We start from the raw sequence: 14,458 nt of genomic DNA on the forward strand, positions 1-14,458 counted from the left end.
ACCCTACGGGGTGCGTATGGTGGCGCCGCCATGTGCGGGAGCTCGGGGCAACCGGGCTGAGAGGGCGGCTGAGCGTGCCGCCGACCGCTGGAACCTGACCGGGTAATGCCGGCGTAGGGAGCAGCCATGAGCACGGCGGATGACGTCCGCACCCCCGACGCACCCCTGACCCTCGACCAGGCGCCGCCGCGGACGCTGGGCCCGGGCGCCAACCTCGGCCTGTGGGCCAACCTCGGCGTGAGCCTGCTGCTGCCGGTGGCGGCGGTGTTCGTCGTCCTGCCGGGGCGGTCGCTGGCGGTCACGCTCACCGCGGTCGTCGTCGGCGCCGTGCTCGGGTCGGCGCTGCTCGGGCTGGTGGCCGCGGCCGGGGCGCGGGAGGCCGTGCCCGGGATGGTGCTGCTGCGCGGGCTGCTCGGGCGGCGCACCTCCTGGCTGCCCACGGCGTTCAACCTCGTGCAGTGCGTCGGGTGGGCGACGTTCGAGATCGTGGTCATCGCCGAGGCCGCCGCCCGGGTGCTGGACGCGCCGCGCTGGCCGTTCGTCGTCGCCGCCGGGGTGCTGGCCACCGCGATGGCGCTGCGCCCCCTCGGCGTCGTGCGGGTGCTCTCCCGGTACGCCGTCTGGGCCGCGCTGGCCGCTGTCGCCTACCTGTTCGTGCAGGTCCTGGCCGAGCCGCTGCCGCCGCTGGAGGGCGGCGGGGCGACGTCGTTCTGGACCGCCGCCGACATCGTCATCGCGCTGCCGGTCTCCTGGCTGCCGCTGGCCGCCGACTACACCCGCCACGCGCGCAGTGCCCGCGCCGCCGGAGTCGGGTCGGCGGTGGGCTACGGCGCCGCCACCGTCGTCATGTTCACCCTCGGCGTGCTGGCGCTGGCCGCCTACGGCAGCGCGGGCATCGACGTCATCGGCGCGCTGCTGGCCGTCCCGCTGGGCGCCGTCGCGGTGCTCGTGCTGGTCGCCGTCGAGCTGGACGAGGCCTTCGCCAACCTCTACTCGACGGCGGTGTCGGCGCAGAACGTCGTCGCGCGGCTGGACCGGCGGGTGCTGGCCGTGGCGGTGGGCGCCGTCGCGACGCTGCTCGCGCTGACCTTCGACGTCGCCGCCTACGAGCCGTTCCTCTTCCTCATCGGCGCGGTGTTCGTGCCGCTGGCCGGGGTGCTGATCGTGGCCTACTGGCTGACCCCGCGCGGGCGCTGGGACACCTCCGACACCGCGCCCGCCCGGCCGCTGTTCCTGCTGCCGTGGGCCGCCGGGTTCGTGGCCTACCAGCTGACCCTGCCGACCTACTTCCCCGGCCCGGGGGCGGGCTGGACGGCGTGGTGGGGCGCGCGCCAGGCCGACCTCGGCATCGACCCGGCCAACGGCTGGTCGGCGTCGCTGGTGGGGCTGGCCGTGGCCGTCGTGCTCACCGCGCCCCTCGTCCTGGCCGGCCGCCGGCGGTGACCGACGTCGCCGTCGCGGGAGGCGGCCTGGTCGGGCTCGCGGTGGCCTGGCGGGCCGCCCGCCGCGGGCTGTCGGTGACCGTCGTCGACGAGGCCCCGGGCACCGGCGCCTCCGCGGCGGCGGCCGGGATGCTCGCGCCGGTGACCGAGGCCGGCTACCGCGAGGAGCCGCTGCTGCGGCTGGGCCTGGACTCCCTCGCCCGCTGGCCGGGGTTCGCCGCGGAGCTCGAGGCGGCCGCCGGGGCGCCGGTCGGGCTGCGCACCGCCGGCACGCTGGTGGTCGGGTTCGACGAGGACGACGTCCGCGAGCTCGACGCGCTGCACGCCTTCCAGGGCGAGCTCGGCCTGGCCGCGCGGCGCCTCACCCCGCGCGAGGCCCGCCGCCGCGAGCCGGCGCTGGCGACCCGCGTGCGCGGCGGCCTGCTGGTCGAGGGCGACCACTCGGTAGACGGGCGGGCGGTGCACGCCGCGCTGCTGGCCGCCGCCGCGTCGGCCGGAGTGACCCTGGTGCGCGACCGGGTGGCGGAGGTCGCCGTCGACGGCGGCCGTGCGGCCGGCCTGCGGCTGGCGTCCGGGGAGGTGCTGGCAGCCGGCGCCACGGTGCTCGCGCTCGGGGCGCGCAGCGGGCGGCTGCCCGGCGTCCCGGGGCTGCCGGTGCGCCCGGTCAAGGGCCAGGTGCTGCGGCTGGCCGGTGCGGCCGGGCTGCTCGAGGGCACCGTGCGGGCGCTGGTCCGCGGCCGGCACGTCTACCTCGTCCCCTACGCCGGCGACCGGCTGGTCGTGGGCGCCACCAGCGAGGACCGCGGCTTCGACGCCCGGGTCACCGCCGGCGGCGTGCACGACCTGCTGCACGACGCGATCGACGTCGTCCCGGAGGTCTCGGAGCTGGAGCTCACCGAGACGCTGGCCCGCTGGCGGCCGGGGACGCCGGACAACGCGCCGCTGCTCGGGCCGTCGTCGCTGCCCGGGCTGGTGCTGGCCACCGGCCACCACCGCAACGGCGTCCTGCTCACCCCCGTGACCGCCGAGGCCACCGCCGAGCTGCTGGCCACCGGCGCCCTGCCCGCGGTGGCCGCCCCCTTCACCGCCGACCGCTTCGGGATCGGACCTCCGAGGAGAACGCCGTGCAGCTGACCGTCAACGGCGCCCCGGCCGACCTGGCCGACGACGCCACCGTGGCCGACCTCGTGGCCGAGCGCGCCCCGGGCCACGACCGGGTGGCCGTCGCCCGCAACGGCGACGTCGTCCCGCGCAGCAGCTGGGCGGCGACCCGGCTGGCCCCCGGCGACGCCGTCGAGGTGCTCGCCCCGACCGCAGGAGGATGAGTGAAGGACCCCCTCGCCCCCCACCACTCGCAGGCTCGCGGCGGGCCCCTGCACGGGGGCCGGGACGGCGCTGCCGACCCACTCGTGCTGGGCGGCGAGACGTTCGGCTCCCGGCTGCTGCTCGGCACCGGCGGCGTGCCCAGCCTCGAGGCGCTCGGGGCGGCGGTCCGCGCCTCGGGCACCGAGCTCGTCACCGTGGCGCTGCGGCGGGTCGAGGCGTCGGCGGCCGGCTCGATGATGCAGGTGCTCGACCGCGCCGGCGTCCGGCTGCTGCCCAACACCGCCGGCTGCATGACCGCGCGGGAGGCGGTGCGCACCGCCCGGCTGGGCCGCGAGGCGTTCGGCACCGACTGGGTGAAGCTCGAGGTCATCGGCGACGACGTCACCCTGCTCCCCGACGCCGTCGAGCTGCTCGACGCCGCCGAGCAGCTGGTCGCCGAGGGCTTCACCGTGCTCGCCTACACCACCGACGACCCGGTGCTCGGCCGCCGCCTGGCCGACGCCGGCTGCGCCGCGGTGATGCCGCTGGGCTCGCCGATCGGCAGCGGCCTGGGCATCCGCAACCCGCACGCGATCGCGCTGCTGCGGGAGGCCGTCGACGTGCCGCTGGTCCTCGACGCCGGCATCGGCACCGCCTCGGACGCCGCGCTGGCCATGGAGCTGGGCTGCGACGCGGTGCTGCTGGCCACCGCGGTCACCCGCGCCCGCGACCCCGAGCGGATGGCGTCGGCGATGCGGCGGGCGGTGGAGGCCGGCCGGCTGGCGCGGCTCGCCGGCCGCATCCCGCGCCGCTTCCACGCCGAGGCGTCGACGCCGTTCGAGGGGCTGCCCGCCCTGTGACCGTCCCCCGCCTGCTCGTCGTCACCGACCGGACGCAGGCGCGCGGCCCGCTCGCCGACGTGGTCGCGGACGCGGTCGCGGCCGGCGCCCGGGCGGTGCTGCTGCGGGACAAGGACCTGCCGCTCGCCGAGCGGGCGGCGCTGGCCCGCGAGCTGCGGGCGGTGCTCGACCCGGTGGGCGGGCTGCTCGTGTGGGGCGGCGCGGCCGGGGCGCCGGCGGGGACGGCGGTGCACCTGTCCGCCGCCGACCCGGTCCCCGCCGCCCGCCCGCCGCTGCTGGGCCGCTCCTGCCACTCGGCGGCGGAGCTGGCGCGGGCGGCGGCCGAGGGCTGCGACTGGGTGACGCTCTCCCCGTTCGCGGCCACCGACTCCAAGCCCGGGTACGGCCCGGCGCTGGGCACGGCCGGCATCGCCGCCTCCGTCGCCGCGCTGGTCCCCGGGTACCCGCCGGTGCTGGCGCTGGGCGGGGTGCGCCCCGGCGACGTGGCGGGCTGCCTCGCCGCCGGGGCGTCCGGCGTGTCGGTGATGGGGCCGGCGATGCGCGACCCCGCCGTCGTCGCCGACTACTGCGCCGCGCTCGCCGCCGCCTGACGCACCCCCGGGCGGCCCGGGAGCACGAGGTCGAGCACGACGGCGACGACGGCCGCGACGACGATGCCCGAGTCGAACAGCGCGCCCCACTGCCCGGTGACCCGGTCCAGGGCGCCGGGCACCGAGGCGATGCCACGGCCGAGCGCGAGCGACAGGGCGACGATGAGCAGCGAGCGGGTGTCCAGGCCGTCCTTGGCCAGCATCTGGACGCCGATCGCGCAGACCATGCCGAAGAGGACGAGCACGCCACCGCCGAGCACCGCGGGCGGGATGGCGGCGAGGACCGCGGCGACCTGCGGCAGCAGCGAGAGGCCGACCAGCACGAGGGCGCCGATGGTCACCACGTGCCGGCTCATCTGCTTCGTCAGTGCCACCAGGCCGATGTTCTGGCTGAACATCGTCGTCGGCAGGGCGCCGAAGACGCCGCCGAGCACGGCGCTGCCGCCCTCGGCGAGGATGCCGCCCCGCAGCTCGCGCCGGGTCGCCGGGCGCCCGGCGCCGCCCTCGGTGACCGCGTGCACCGTTCCCACGGAGTCGACCGTGTTGACCACGCCGACGACCGCCATCGACAGCACGGCCACCAGCGGGAACGACAGGCCGAACTCGAACGGCACCGGCACCGCGACCAGCGGCCGGTCACCCACGCCAGAGAGGTCGAGCAGGCCGAACGGGATCGCCACCAGGTAGCCGACGACGACGGCGATCAGCACCGACGCGGTGCACAGCAGCCCGCGGCAGAACTGGTTGAGCACCACCGTGAGCACGAGGACCAGCGCCGCGATGCCCAGGTTGACCGGCGCGCCGAAGTCCGGCGAGTTCGCGCCGCCGGCGGCGAGGGTGATGCCGCTGGGGAGCAGTCCCAGGCCGATCACCAGGATGATCGTGCCGGTCACCACCGGCGGGAACAGCGCGGCCACCCGGTGGATGCCGAGCGCGATGGCCACCTGGACGGCCGCGGTCACCAGCACGCCGCCGAGGACGGCAGACAGCCCGTGCTCCTCGGCCAGCGGGACCGCGACGGCGATGAACGCGAAGCCCGAGCCCATCATCAGCGGCAGCCGGCTGCCGACCGGGCCGATGCCGACGGTCTGCAGCAGGGTGGCGAGGCCGGCGCACAGCAGCGCCGCCTGCACCAGGAGGGTGGCCTCGCCGGTGGTGGCGCCGATGACGCCGGCCAGCAGGATCGCCGGGGTCAGGTTCGAGGTGAACATGGCCAGCACGTGCTGCAGTCCCAGCGGGACGGCGACGTTCCACGGTGGCAGGCCATCGGGATCGGTGGGGTCCTGCGCGGCGGGCGCGGCGGTGCGCGCCCGCAGGGAGGGGAGGGCCATCGGGTGCTCCTCGGCCGGGTCGTCGGGACCCTGGGGAGACTCCCGGCCCCGTGTTCCGCAGCCGTGTCGACGACGTCGCGGTCCCGTTCCGCACTCCGCACCTGTGACGCTGGTCGCAGCCGGGTTTACGGAACCGGTCCGCGAGCCATACGCAGGTGTTCGACTTCGCGTCCACGACGGGACGCCGACACGAGGAGCGCCCCGGGTGAGACGCGGAACGGCCGATCCTGGCTGGCCGTCGGCGTCACCTCCGCCCGCCTGGGACGGCCTGTCCTGGGAGCTGTCCGACGTCGCCGAGCTGCCCCGGGTGCGCGAGGAGCTGCGGCGGTCGCACGTCGCGCCCGACTCGCCCGACGTGCGCGACCGGCTGGTCCTCGTGCTCGACGAGATGGCCTCCAACGCGCTGCGCCACGGCGGCGGCGCGGTCGAGGCGGTGGTGCGCCACACCGGGGACGCCTTCCTGGTCGCGGTGTCCGACGGCGCCGCCGGCACCCCGCCCACCCCGGCGGTCGACCGCGACCCCTCCGAGGGCGGCCTGGGGCTGTACCTCATCGCCGAGCTGTCCACGGCGCACGGCTGGTACGCGGACGACGGCTCCAAGACCGTCTGGGCGGTGCTCCCTCCCGGGTGAGGTGACGGAACGGCCTCCTGCCGGGAGGTCCTCCGTCAGTCCTGGGGGTGGAGGCGCATGGCGACCAGGGCGACGTCGTCCTGGAGGCCCTCGGGGCGCAGCCGGGCGAGGAGCGCGTCGCCGAGCCGCTCCAGCGGGAGGTCGGCGAGGCGGGCCAGGGCGGTCCCCAGCAGGCCGATCCCGTCGTCGAGCAGCAGGTCGCGGCCCTCGACCAGCCCGTCGGTGTAGAGCAGCAGCGTCGAGCCGCGGGGGACCTCCACCGCGGCCGAGCTGCGCCGGGCGCCGGGGTCGACGCCGAGCATGAGCTGGCCGCGCTCGGTGCCCAGCGTGTGCACCTCGCCGTCGGGGGTGAGCAGCAGCGGCGGTGGGTGCCCGGCGTTGGACCAGCGCAGGGTCGTCGTCCCGGCGGCGCGCTGCTCCGGCGTCTGCTCGACGCGGGCGACCACCGCGGTGGCCATCGTGCGCATGCCGAGCGCGTCGACGGCGGCGTCGAGCTCGGCCAGGACGGCGTCGGGCGGGACGTCGCCGCGGTAGGCGATGCCGCGCAGCATGCCGCGCAGCTGGCCCATGCTCGCCGCGGCCTCGGTGTCGTGGCCGACGACGTCGCCGATGACCAGCACGGTGGCGCCGTCGGGCTGGAGGAACGCGTCGTACCAGTCGCCGCCGACCTGGGCGACCTCCACCGCCGGCTGGTAGCGGACGACGATCTCGGCGTGGTCGGGCTGGGGCGGCGCGGTGAGCATGCTGCGCTGCAGCGCCTCGGCCAGCCGCCGCTGCTGGTCGAACAGCCGGGCGTTGTCCAGCGCCAGGGCGACGCGGTCGGCGACCTCGCGGGCGGCGGCGACCTCCTCGGCGTTGGCGGCCGGCCGGTCGGCGCCGCGGTAGACGCTCAGGGCGCCGAGCGTGCGCCCGCGGGCCAGCAGCGGCAGGGTCACCGCCGTCCGCGGGGCGAGGGCGTCGAAGACCTCGCGGACCTGGTCCGGGAGCGTCGGGCGGATGGCCGCCGGGACGTCGTCGACGGTGAGCAGCCGGCCGGACTGCAGCGCCCGCAGCACGGGCGCGTCGGCGGGGACCGACGCCAGCCGCAGGTCGGCGTAGGCCGCCGCGGCCGCCCGCATCGCCGGGTCGCGGTGCCAGCTCGCGACGTCGCGCATCCGGCCGTCCTCACCGGCGGACAGCGTGAGGATCACCCAGTCGCCGAGCACGGGGACGACGGCCTCGGCGACCCGCTGCAGCGCCGGCTCCTCGGCGCCGCCGGAGCCCAGCGACGCGGACATGAGCGCGCTGACCTCGGCGACCAGCGACAGCCGGGCGGCGCTGTCCCGGGCCCGCTGCTCGGCGGCGCGGCGCTCGGTGACCTCGAGGAAGTAGACCGACAGCCCGTCGGGACCGGGCCACGCGCGGACCTCGTACCAGGCGTCCAGCGGGGGCGGGTAGTACGCCTCGAAGACCCGCTCCTCGCCGCGCTCCATGGCCGCCCGGTAGTTGACCTCGAAGTCGCTGCCGACGGCGGCGGGGAACAGCTCCCACAGGTCCCCGCCGACCAGCTCGTCGCGGCCGCGGCGCAGCACCCGCTCGGCCTCGGCGTTGACGTAGGTGAAGCGCCACTCGCGGTCGAGGGCGAAGAACGCCGACCGCATCGTCTCGAGGATCCGGGCCACCCGGGCGTCGCCCTCGTGCAGGCCCGTGGTGTCGATGCCGGCGCCGAGCAGCCGCACCGCCCGGCCGCGGTCGTCGGCCAGCGCGCGGCCGCGGCCCTGCACCCACCGGGTCTCACCGGAGGGCAGCACGATGCGGAACTCGGCGTCGTAGGCGCCGACGGTGTCGATCGCCTCCTGCAGGGCGGCGAGGGTGCGGTCCCGGTCGTCGGGGTGCAGGCGGTCGGCGAAGGCCCCGATCGTCTCGCCGAACCCGTCGGCCTCCAGCCCGAAGATGGCCAGGAGCTGGTCGTCCCAGGCGAGCCGGCCGGACTCGAGGTCCCAGTCGAAGCTGCCGATGCCGGCGGCGTCGATCGCCAGCTCGAAGCGCAGCCGGGCGACCTCGAGGTCGTCGGGCAGCACCGACAGCGGGCGGGCGACCGCTCCCGTCGACCCCGGACGCTGCTCGGGGACGGTCACGGGAGGCGGGGGTCCATTCGGTGCGGGAGCGGTGGTCCGCCGTCCTTTCTCCCATGCCCGGGCCCGGAACGACAACCGGTGTGCGCGAGTCGACACCGCGTCCCGACGCGCGGGAGCCCCGGTCCGCGTCGCGGACCGGGGCTCCGGTAGCAGTGCGTCAGGCGCCGGCGGGGTAGACCTCGAACGTCTCCAGCCAGTCCTGGACGACGGGGACGTCCACCCGCTGCAGGCCGTCGATGTACCGGCAGTTGGACGTGTAGCCGTAGCTGGTCACCGTGACGACGTGCCCGGTCTCCGGGTTGAAGCTCGGGCCGCCGGAGTCGCCGAAGCAGGTGCCTCCGCCGCCGCGGTTGTCGTGCTCGTTGCCGTTGACCTGCAGGATCTGCGGGGTCAACTTCTGGCCGACGACGTCGGTGTAGCGGCGCAGGATCGGGAAGCTCTGCGGGGTCGGCTTCTGCGGGCCGCCGTCGGCCTGCCGGACCTCGGTGCCGTAGCCGACGGCGGTGAACGTCGTGCGGTTCAGCCGCGGCTGGGCGTACTGGTCCAGCTCGTTCGGCGCGGCGAGCCGGGCCGGCGCGATGCCGGTGACCGGCGCGTCGAGGACGACGACGCCGACGTCGTTCCAGTTGTCCGTGTCGGTGAAGTCCGAGTAGCCCGGGTGGGTGTGCGCCGTACCCGGGTACCAGCCGTCGGGGAGGGTCTCCCCGGAGCCGAAGCCCTCGGCCGGGACACCGGCGGTCGGCAGGTCGGAGGGTGCCTCCTCGTCGACCACCGGCTCGAAGGTGACGATCGTGTCGCCCACGGTGCCCGCCGTGCAGTGCGCCGCGGTGAGGACCACGGTCGGGCTGACCAGCGTCCCGGAGCAGCGGTAGCGGCCGGTCGCGTCGTAGAAGACCAGCAGGCCCACGTTCCCGTAGACGTTGGTGCGGTCCTCGATGCCGCCGGTGACGGCGCCGGCCGGTGCCGGTGCGACCAGGCCGACGGTGAGCAGGGCGGCGGCCCCGGCGAGCACCGCCTTGGTGCGTGCGTGCATCCCTCGTCCCCTCGGGTGTCCGTGGACCGCCGGGCGGCGGCTCCACCGAGGGGAACGAACCGTGCACGGAGGGGATACGCAACTCGTCAGGACCGGAGCCGGACGCGGGACGGGCGCTCCCGGCGGCGCGGGCCGGCGGCGGTGCCGGTCCGGCCGCCCGGGAGCGCCCGTCGTGTCGTCTCGTCGCGGCGCGCCCCGAGCGGGGGCCGCGTCCGCCGTCCTCCTCGCGGCGCCGGGCCGGTGACCGTGGCCGGATCCCGGGGGCGTCCACCTCCTCCGGCGGGCCGGGCGCCTGCCTGGCCGGGTCGCGCTCGGTCAGAGACCCGGGGGGACGACGGGACGGGTCGTCCCCCGCCGGGCACCGGCGGGACCCGGTCCTCCGGCCGCGGCGGCCGTCGCCGGACAGGCCGCGCCGCGCTCGTCCGGGCCTCCCTGGAGGGTCCGCGCGCTGCACCCGGGGGGTGAGTCGGCGGGGGGTCGAGGCCGGATCGTCGTGCGGGAGCGTCTGTCGGGCGGCGGGGGACTCCCGCTGCCGGGCGCCGCTCCGCGGTGCGGTCCGGGCCTCCCTGGAGGGTCCGCGCGCTGCACCCGGGGGGTGAGTCGGCGGGGGTCGAGGCCGGATCGTCGTGCGGAGGGGTCTGCCCGGCGGCGGGTGCCGCGGAGGAGGGCCAGGGGCGGCCGTGGTCGGCCGGAGGGTGGATCTGCTCGGGGAGCGGGCCGGCGGTCCGGCCACCCGCGGGGGGAAGGGGGCGGCCGGGCCCGTCGAGCACGTCGACGAGGGGCGGACGCGCGTCCCCGGGGAGGGGCGCGCTGCGGATCAGCCGGGAGCCGGTGGAGGTGGCCGGGGCGAACCCCGCGCCGGGTGCCCGCCCGGGTCGCCCCGGGTGCGCACCGCACCGGCGGTGCACGGCGGGTCGGGCGCCCGCGCCGTCGGCCGCCGGGTGGCGGGCCGCGCCGGCCAGCCGGCCGGGGCCAGCGCCGGGCCCGCGGAGCGGGGGACGGCGGGACGGGACGGGACCGGCCGGCCGGAGCCGGCCGGGAGCGACGCCGCGGCGGGGGAAGACGCCGCGGGCCGGATCGTGGGGGTGCTCGGCAGCTCGGTGAGCACCACGGGCCCGTCAGGGGCCGGAGGGGGCGGCGGGACGGCCGGGACGGCCGGGCGGGGCCGGCCCCAGGCCAGGTGTGCGCCGTCGGGGCCGGCACCCCACAGCGCCAGCCGCCGGACCAGGCCGGGACCGGCCGGCGGCACGACGACGGGCGCGGTCGGCCAGGCGGCGTGGGCGCCGTCGGGGCCCGCACCCCACAGCGCCAGCCGCCGGACCGAGGCCCGCAGCCGCGCGCGCCAGCGCGGGCCGGCCGCAGGGGCGGGAGCCGGGGCCGCGGCGGCCGGGGCCGCGGCGGCCGGGGCCGCAGGGGCCGCAGCGGCCGCAGCGGCCGGGGCCGCCGCCGGCGGGACGGGGCGCGGCCGCGGCACGGGCACCGGGCGGGCCACCGGCAGCGGGCGCAGCGCGCGGGGGGCACCCGGCGAGCGGGTCGCCACCGCGCGGCGCGGGCGAGGCCGCCGCGGCAGCTCGTGCGCCCGGTCGAGCAGGCCGAACAGGCCGGCCAGCGACAGGTCGTCCGGCAGGGTCGCCGACGACGGGGCGGGTGCCCGGTCGATCGCCATGCCGTCCTCCTGGGGGTCTGGTCCACAGCCGGGGAAGGTGCTGCGGACAGGGAGAACGGTAGGGACGGCGGGCCTCGCGAACGGCCGATCGGGGCACGTCCTGGAGACCCCGTGACGCAACCGTTGTGGCGCCCTGACCAGCGCGTCGGTCACCCGGCGCTGCCGACGATCACTTGTCGACCCGTCGACGGCCCGCGAGCGTGGGAGGCCCCCGCGGGGCCTCCGGTCACGCCGGGACACGCCCCGGCGCGCCCGGCGTGTCGGGGCGTGTCCCGGCGTCCCGTCCCCCGCGTCCCGTCCCCGTGTCCCGGAACGGTGCGGTCCGGTTGCCGGGGCATACGAGCCTGCCGAGACTCGACCGGTGAGCGAGCAGCCCGCGACGGCGGCACCGGACCGGACCCCGGGCAGCACGGACGGGCCGGACACCAGGCTGCGCCGCGCCGTCACCGGACCGCTGCTCTACCTGTTCGTCCTCGGCGACGTCCTGGGCGCCGGCGTCTACGCGCTGGTCGGCGAGGTGTCCGCGGAGGTCGGCGGGGCGATCTGGGTGCCGCTGCTGGTCGCGCTGCTGCTGGCGCTGCTCACCGCGGGGTCCTACGCCGAGCTGGTCACGAAGTACCCGCGCGCCGGCGGCTCGGCGGTGTTCGCGGAGCGGGCGTTCCGCTCGCCGGTGGTCGCCTTCCTCGTCGGCTCCTGCATGCTCGCCGCCGGCGTCACCAGCGCCGCGGGCCTGGCGCTGGCCTTCGCCGGCGACTACCTGACCGTCTTCCTCGACGTGCCCGCCGCGCCGGCCGCCCTGGTGTTCCTGCTGGCCGTGGCACTGCTCAACGCCCGCGGCATCCGCGAGTCGCTGCGCGCCAACCTGGTCATGACGCTGGTGGAGACCTCCGGCCTGGTGCTCGTCGTCGTCCTGGGCGCGGTGGTCCTCGGGCGGGGCGACGGCGACCCGGGCCGGGTCGTGGAGTTCCCGCCCGGGGTGTCCGCGGGGACGGCGGTGCTCTCGGCGGCGCTGCTGGCCTACTACTCGTTCGTCGGGTTCGAGACGTCGGCCAACGTCGCCGAGGAGGTCCGCGACGTGCGGCGGGTCTACCCGCGGGCGCTGTTCGGCGCGCTGCTCACCGCGGGCGTCGTCTACGTGCTGGTCGGGCTGGCCGCCGCGGTCGTCCTCCCGCCCGAGGAGCTGGCCGGCTCCACCGGGCCGCTGCTGGAGGTGGTCCGCGCCGCCGACGCCGGCATCCCCGACGAGCTGTTCAGCGTCATCGCGCTGGTCGCCGTCGCCAACGGCGCGCTGCTCACGATGATCATGGCCAGCCGGATGGCCTACGGGCTGGCCGAGCAGCGCCTGCTGCCGGCGGTCCTCGGCCGGGTGCTGCCGCGCCGCCGGACACCGTGGGTGGCCATCGCCGTCACCACGCTGGTGGCCATGGGGCTGAGCCTGGCCGGGGACCTGGCCACGCTGGCCAACACGGTCGTGCTCCTGCTGCTGTTCGTCTTCACCAGCACCAACACCGCGGTGCTGGTGCTGCGCCGCGACCGGGTCGACGCCCCGCACTTCCGGGTGCCGGTGGTGGTGCCGGTGCTCGGCATCGCCTCGTGCCTGGTGCTGCTGTGGCGCCAGGAGGCGCGCACCTGGGCGTTCGCCGGCGTCCTGCTCGCCGTCGCGGTGGTGCTGTACCTGGTGACCGCGCTGCCGCGGCGCCGGGTGGGGAGCTGACCGCGGCGCGAGCGCACGCGGGCCCGGTTGCGAGGATGGCCGGGTGGCTCCTCCCCCACCGCGGCCCCTGGTGATCGACACCGACCCCGGCATCGACGACGCGCTGGCCATCCTGCTCGCGCTGGCCAGCCCCGAGGTCGACCTCCGCCTGGTCACCACCACGCACGGCAACGTGGACCTCGCGCAGACCACCGAGAACGCGCTGCGGGTGCTGCACCTGGCCGGCCGCTCCGACGTCCCCGTGGCCGCCGGCGCCGCGGACTCGCTGGTGTTCCCCCAGCCCGAGCGCGCCGGGCACGTCCACGGCGCCACGGGCCTCGGCGGCGTCGAGCTGCCGCCGTCCCCGGCCGCCGTCGACCCGCGCCCGGCCGTCGTCGCGCTCGCCGAGCTGCTCCTGGCGTCGGAGGAGCCGGTGACGGTGGCCGCGATCGGGCCGTGGACCAACGTCGCGCTGCTGCTGGCCACCTACCCCGAGGCGGCGGAGCGGATCGACCGGCTGGTGCTCATGGGCGGCTCGGCCGGCCGCGGCGGCAACGTCACCGCCGCCGCGGAGTTCAACGTGTGGTCCGACCCGGAGGCCGCGGCGCGGGTGCTCGGCTCGACGGTGCCCACCGTGCTCGTCGGCCTCGACGTCACGCTGCCCACGGTCCTCGACGAGGACGGCGTCGCCCGGTTCGCCGCGGCGGGGCCGGTCGGGAAGACGGCGGCGGCGATCCTGCAGCAGTACCTGGACCACGCCCGCACCTCCTACGGCGTGACCGGCGTGGTGGTGCACGACGCGCTGGCGCTCACCGAGGCGATCGTGCCGGGCACGCTGGGCACCGTCCGCCGCGACGTCGTCGTCGACACGACGACGGGGCCCGCCCGCGGCCAGACGCTGGTCGACCGCCGGGCGGTGTCGTCCTCCCCCACCGCGGTCGACGTCGCCGAGACCGTGGACAGCCCGGCCGCCGTGGAGTTCCTGGTCAGCCGGCTGGCCGACCTCGCGACGCGGGTGGGCTGAGCCGGGCGGGTGCGCCGAGCCGGCTCAGCGCGGGTCCTGCGTGGACGACACGATGCCGGTGGCGATGTCGCGCAGCTTGCGGTTGTAGCGCTGGGACGCCTCGCGCAGCAGCTCGAAGGCGGCGTCGGCGTCGACGTGCCGCTGCGCCATCAGTACGCCCTTGGCCTGCTCGATGACCGCGCGGGACTGCATCGCCAGCTCCATGTTGCGGGCGTGCTCGCCGAGCTGGGCGTGCGCGTCGGCGTTGGCGACGGCGACCGCGACCGCCTCCGCGACCTCCCGGGCCGCGTCGGCCGACCCGTCGGAGGTGAACGCGGCGGGCCGCGAGGAGTAGGTGTTGAGCGCGCCGATCGTGGTGCCCTGGTAGGGCAGCGGCATCGACAGCGAGCTGCGGACGCCCACCTCCACCACCCGCGGGACGTAGTCCGGCCACCGGGTCTCGGTGTGCGTGTCGTCGATGCGCAGCACGACCCCGCCGCGGCCGGCGTCCAGGCAGGGGCCGTAGCCCCGCTCGTACTGCAGCTCGTCCGCGGCCAGCGCCATGTCGCCGTGGTGGGCGGCGGTGGTGGCCGTGTCCCCGCGGACGAGGGTGATCGACGTCGACTCGGCGCCGGGGACGTGGTCGGCGGCGATCCGGGTGATCTCGTCGAGCACGTCCTCCAGCGCCCGGTCGGCCAGCGGCAGCCGGCTCAGCGCGCGCCAGAGCTCCTCCACGACGCCCATCCTGCCCGCACCGGCGGCTGCCGGGGAGCCGGGTGATCACCCC

Annotated in this window: 13 protein-coding genes and 1 riboswitch; of the genes, 8 read left to right on the forward strand and 5 right to left on the reverse strand. The window is 77.4% G+C overall.

What is annotated here, in order from left to right; all coding sequences use genetic code 11:
• Positions 1-31 precede the first annotated feature (31 nt).
• A riboswitch (TPP riboswitch) is annotated at positions 32-123 on the forward strand.
• A gap of 3 nt (positions 124-126) precedes the next feature.
• Genes ACI796_RS06210 through ACI796_RS06230 form a run of 5 tightly spaced genes read left to right on the forward strand, consistent with a single transcriptional unit; the run spans position 127 to position 4,197 of the window.
• Positions 127-1,443 carry a purine-cytosine permease family protein gene (locus ACI796_RS06210; protein ID WP_456940363.1) on the forward strand — a complete coding sequence of 439 codons (1,317 nt, stop codon included), beginning with the start codon at positions 127-129 and terminating at the stop codon, positions 1,441-1,443.
• The gene (gene thiO, locus ACI796_RS06215) at positions 1,440-2,576 is read left to right on the forward strand and encodes a glycine oxidase ThiO (protein ID WP_456940364.1); all 1,137 of its coding nucleotides are present in this window, start codon (positions 1,440-1,442) and stop codon (positions 2,574-2,576) included. Before ACI796_RS06210 ends, thiO begins: the two co-directional genes overlap by 4 nt.
• Complete coding sequence (thiS, locus tag ACI796_RS06220; RefSeq protein ID WP_456940365.1) at positions 2,567-2,767, forward strand: sulfur carrier protein ThiS; 201 nt, start codon at positions 2,567-2,569, stop codon at positions 2,765-2,767. The genes thiO and thiS overlap by 10 nt, the downstream gene beginning before the upstream one ends.
• Positions 2,768-3,607, forward strand: a complete 840-nt coding sequence (locus tag ACI796_RS06225; protein ID WP_456940366.1) for a thiazole synthase — start codon at positions 2,768-2,770, stop codon at positions 3,605-3,607.
• Positions 3,604-4,197 carry a thiamine phosphate synthase gene (locus ACI796_RS06230; protein ID WP_456940367.1) on the forward strand — a complete coding sequence of 198 codons (594 nt, stop codon included), beginning with the start codon at positions 3,604-3,606 and terminating at the stop codon, positions 4,195-4,197. The genes ACI796_RS06225 and ACI796_RS06230 overlap by 4 nt, the downstream gene beginning before the upstream one ends.
• On the opposite strand, the gene ACI796_RS06235 is transcribed toward ACI796_RS06230, so the two are convergent.
• On the reverse strand, positions 4,170-5,528 hold the full coding sequence (locus tag ACI796_RS06235) for a uracil-xanthine permease family protein (protein ID WP_456940368.1): 1,359 nt from the start codon (positions 5,526-5,528) through the stop codon (positions 4,170-4,172). The two genes, ACI796_RS06230 and ACI796_RS06235, sit on opposite strands and share 28 nt — an antisense overlap.
• A 205-nt stretch (positions 5,529-5,733) precedes the next feature.
• Between ACI796_RS06235 and ACI796_RS06240 the strand changes: the two genes are divergently transcribed.
• Entirely contained in the window at positions 5,734-6,159 is a 426-nt protein-coding gene (locus tag ACI796_RS06240) for an ATP-binding protein (RefSeq protein WP_456940369.1), read from the forward strand.
• A gap of 35 nt (positions 6,160-6,194) precedes the next feature.
• Here the strand turns inward: ACI796_RS06240 and ACI796_RS06245 are convergent, their stop codons facing one another.
• The 3 genes from ACI796_RS06245 to ACI796_RS06255 all read right to left on the reverse strand — a co-directional run bounded on the left by ACI796_RS06245 (position 6,195) and on the right by ACI796_RS06255 (position 10,975).
• The gene (locus ACI796_RS06245) at positions 6,195-8,276 is read right to left on the reverse strand and encodes a SpoIIE family protein phosphatase (RefSeq protein WP_456940370.1); all 2,082 of its coding nucleotides are present in this window, start codon (positions 8,274-8,276) and stop codon (positions 6,195-6,197) included.
• Positions 8,277-8,433: 157 nt separating this feature from the next.
• On the reverse strand, positions 8,434-9,309 hold the full coding sequence (locus tag ACI796_RS06250) for a trypsin-like serine protease (RefSeq protein WP_456940371.1): 876 nt from the start codon (positions 9,307-9,309) through the stop codon (positions 8,434-8,436).
• Positions 9,310-10,126: 817 nt separating this feature from the next.
• Complete coding sequence (locus ACI796_RS06255; protein ID WP_456940372.1) at positions 10,127-10,975, reverse strand: hypothetical protein; 849 nt, start codon at positions 10,973-10,975, stop codon at positions 10,127-10,129.
• A gap of 361 nt (positions 10,976-11,336) precedes the next feature.
• On the opposite strand from ACI796_RS06255, the gene ACI796_RS06260 reads away from it, so the two are divergent.
• Positions 11,337-12,689 carry an APC family permease gene (locus ACI796_RS06260; protein WP_456940373.1) on the forward strand — a complete coding sequence of 451 codons (1,353 nt, stop codon included), beginning with the start codon at positions 11,337-11,339 and terminating at the stop codon, positions 12,687-12,689.
• A gap of 43 nt (positions 12,690-12,732) precedes the next feature.
• Positions 12,733-13,692: a nucleoside hydrolase gene (locus ACI796_RS06265; RefSeq protein WP_456940374.1), complete on the forward strand. Its 960-nt coding sequence runs from the start codon at positions 12,733-12,735 to the stop codon at positions 13,690-13,692.
• A 24-nt stretch (positions 13,693-13,716) separates the two neighbouring features.
• Here the strand turns inward: ACI796_RS06265 and ACI796_RS06270 are convergent, their stop codons facing one another.
• Positions 13,717-14,406 carry an ANTAR domain-containing protein gene (locus ACI796_RS06270; protein WP_456940375.1) on the reverse strand — a complete coding sequence of 230 codons (690 nt, stop codon included), beginning with the start codon at positions 14,404-14,406 and terminating at the stop codon, positions 13,717-13,719.
• Between the last annotated feature and the right edge of the window lie 52 nt (positions 14,407-14,458).

Source organism: Geodermatophilus sp. SYSU D00525 (assembly GCF_054050475.1).

Bases quoted from the DNA above. Each gene is read 5' to 3' on its own strand.
- ACI796_RS06210 (WP_456940363.1), top strand. From the start codon at position 127: ATGAGCACGGCGGATGACGTCCGCACCCCCGACGCACCCCTGACCCTC.
- ACI796_RS06235 (WP_456940368.1), bottom strand. From the start codon at position 5,528: ATGGCCCTCCCCTCCCTGCGGGCGCGCACCGCCGCGCCCGCCGCGCAG.
- ACI796_RS06250 (WP_456940371.1), bottom strand. From the start codon at position 9,309: ATGCACGCACGCACCAAGGCGGTGCTCGCCGGGGCCGCCGCCCTGCTC.
- ACI796_RS06255 (WP_456940372.1), bottom strand. From the start codon at position 10,975: ATGGCGATCGACCGGGCACCCGCCCCGTCGTCGGCGACCCTGCCGGAC.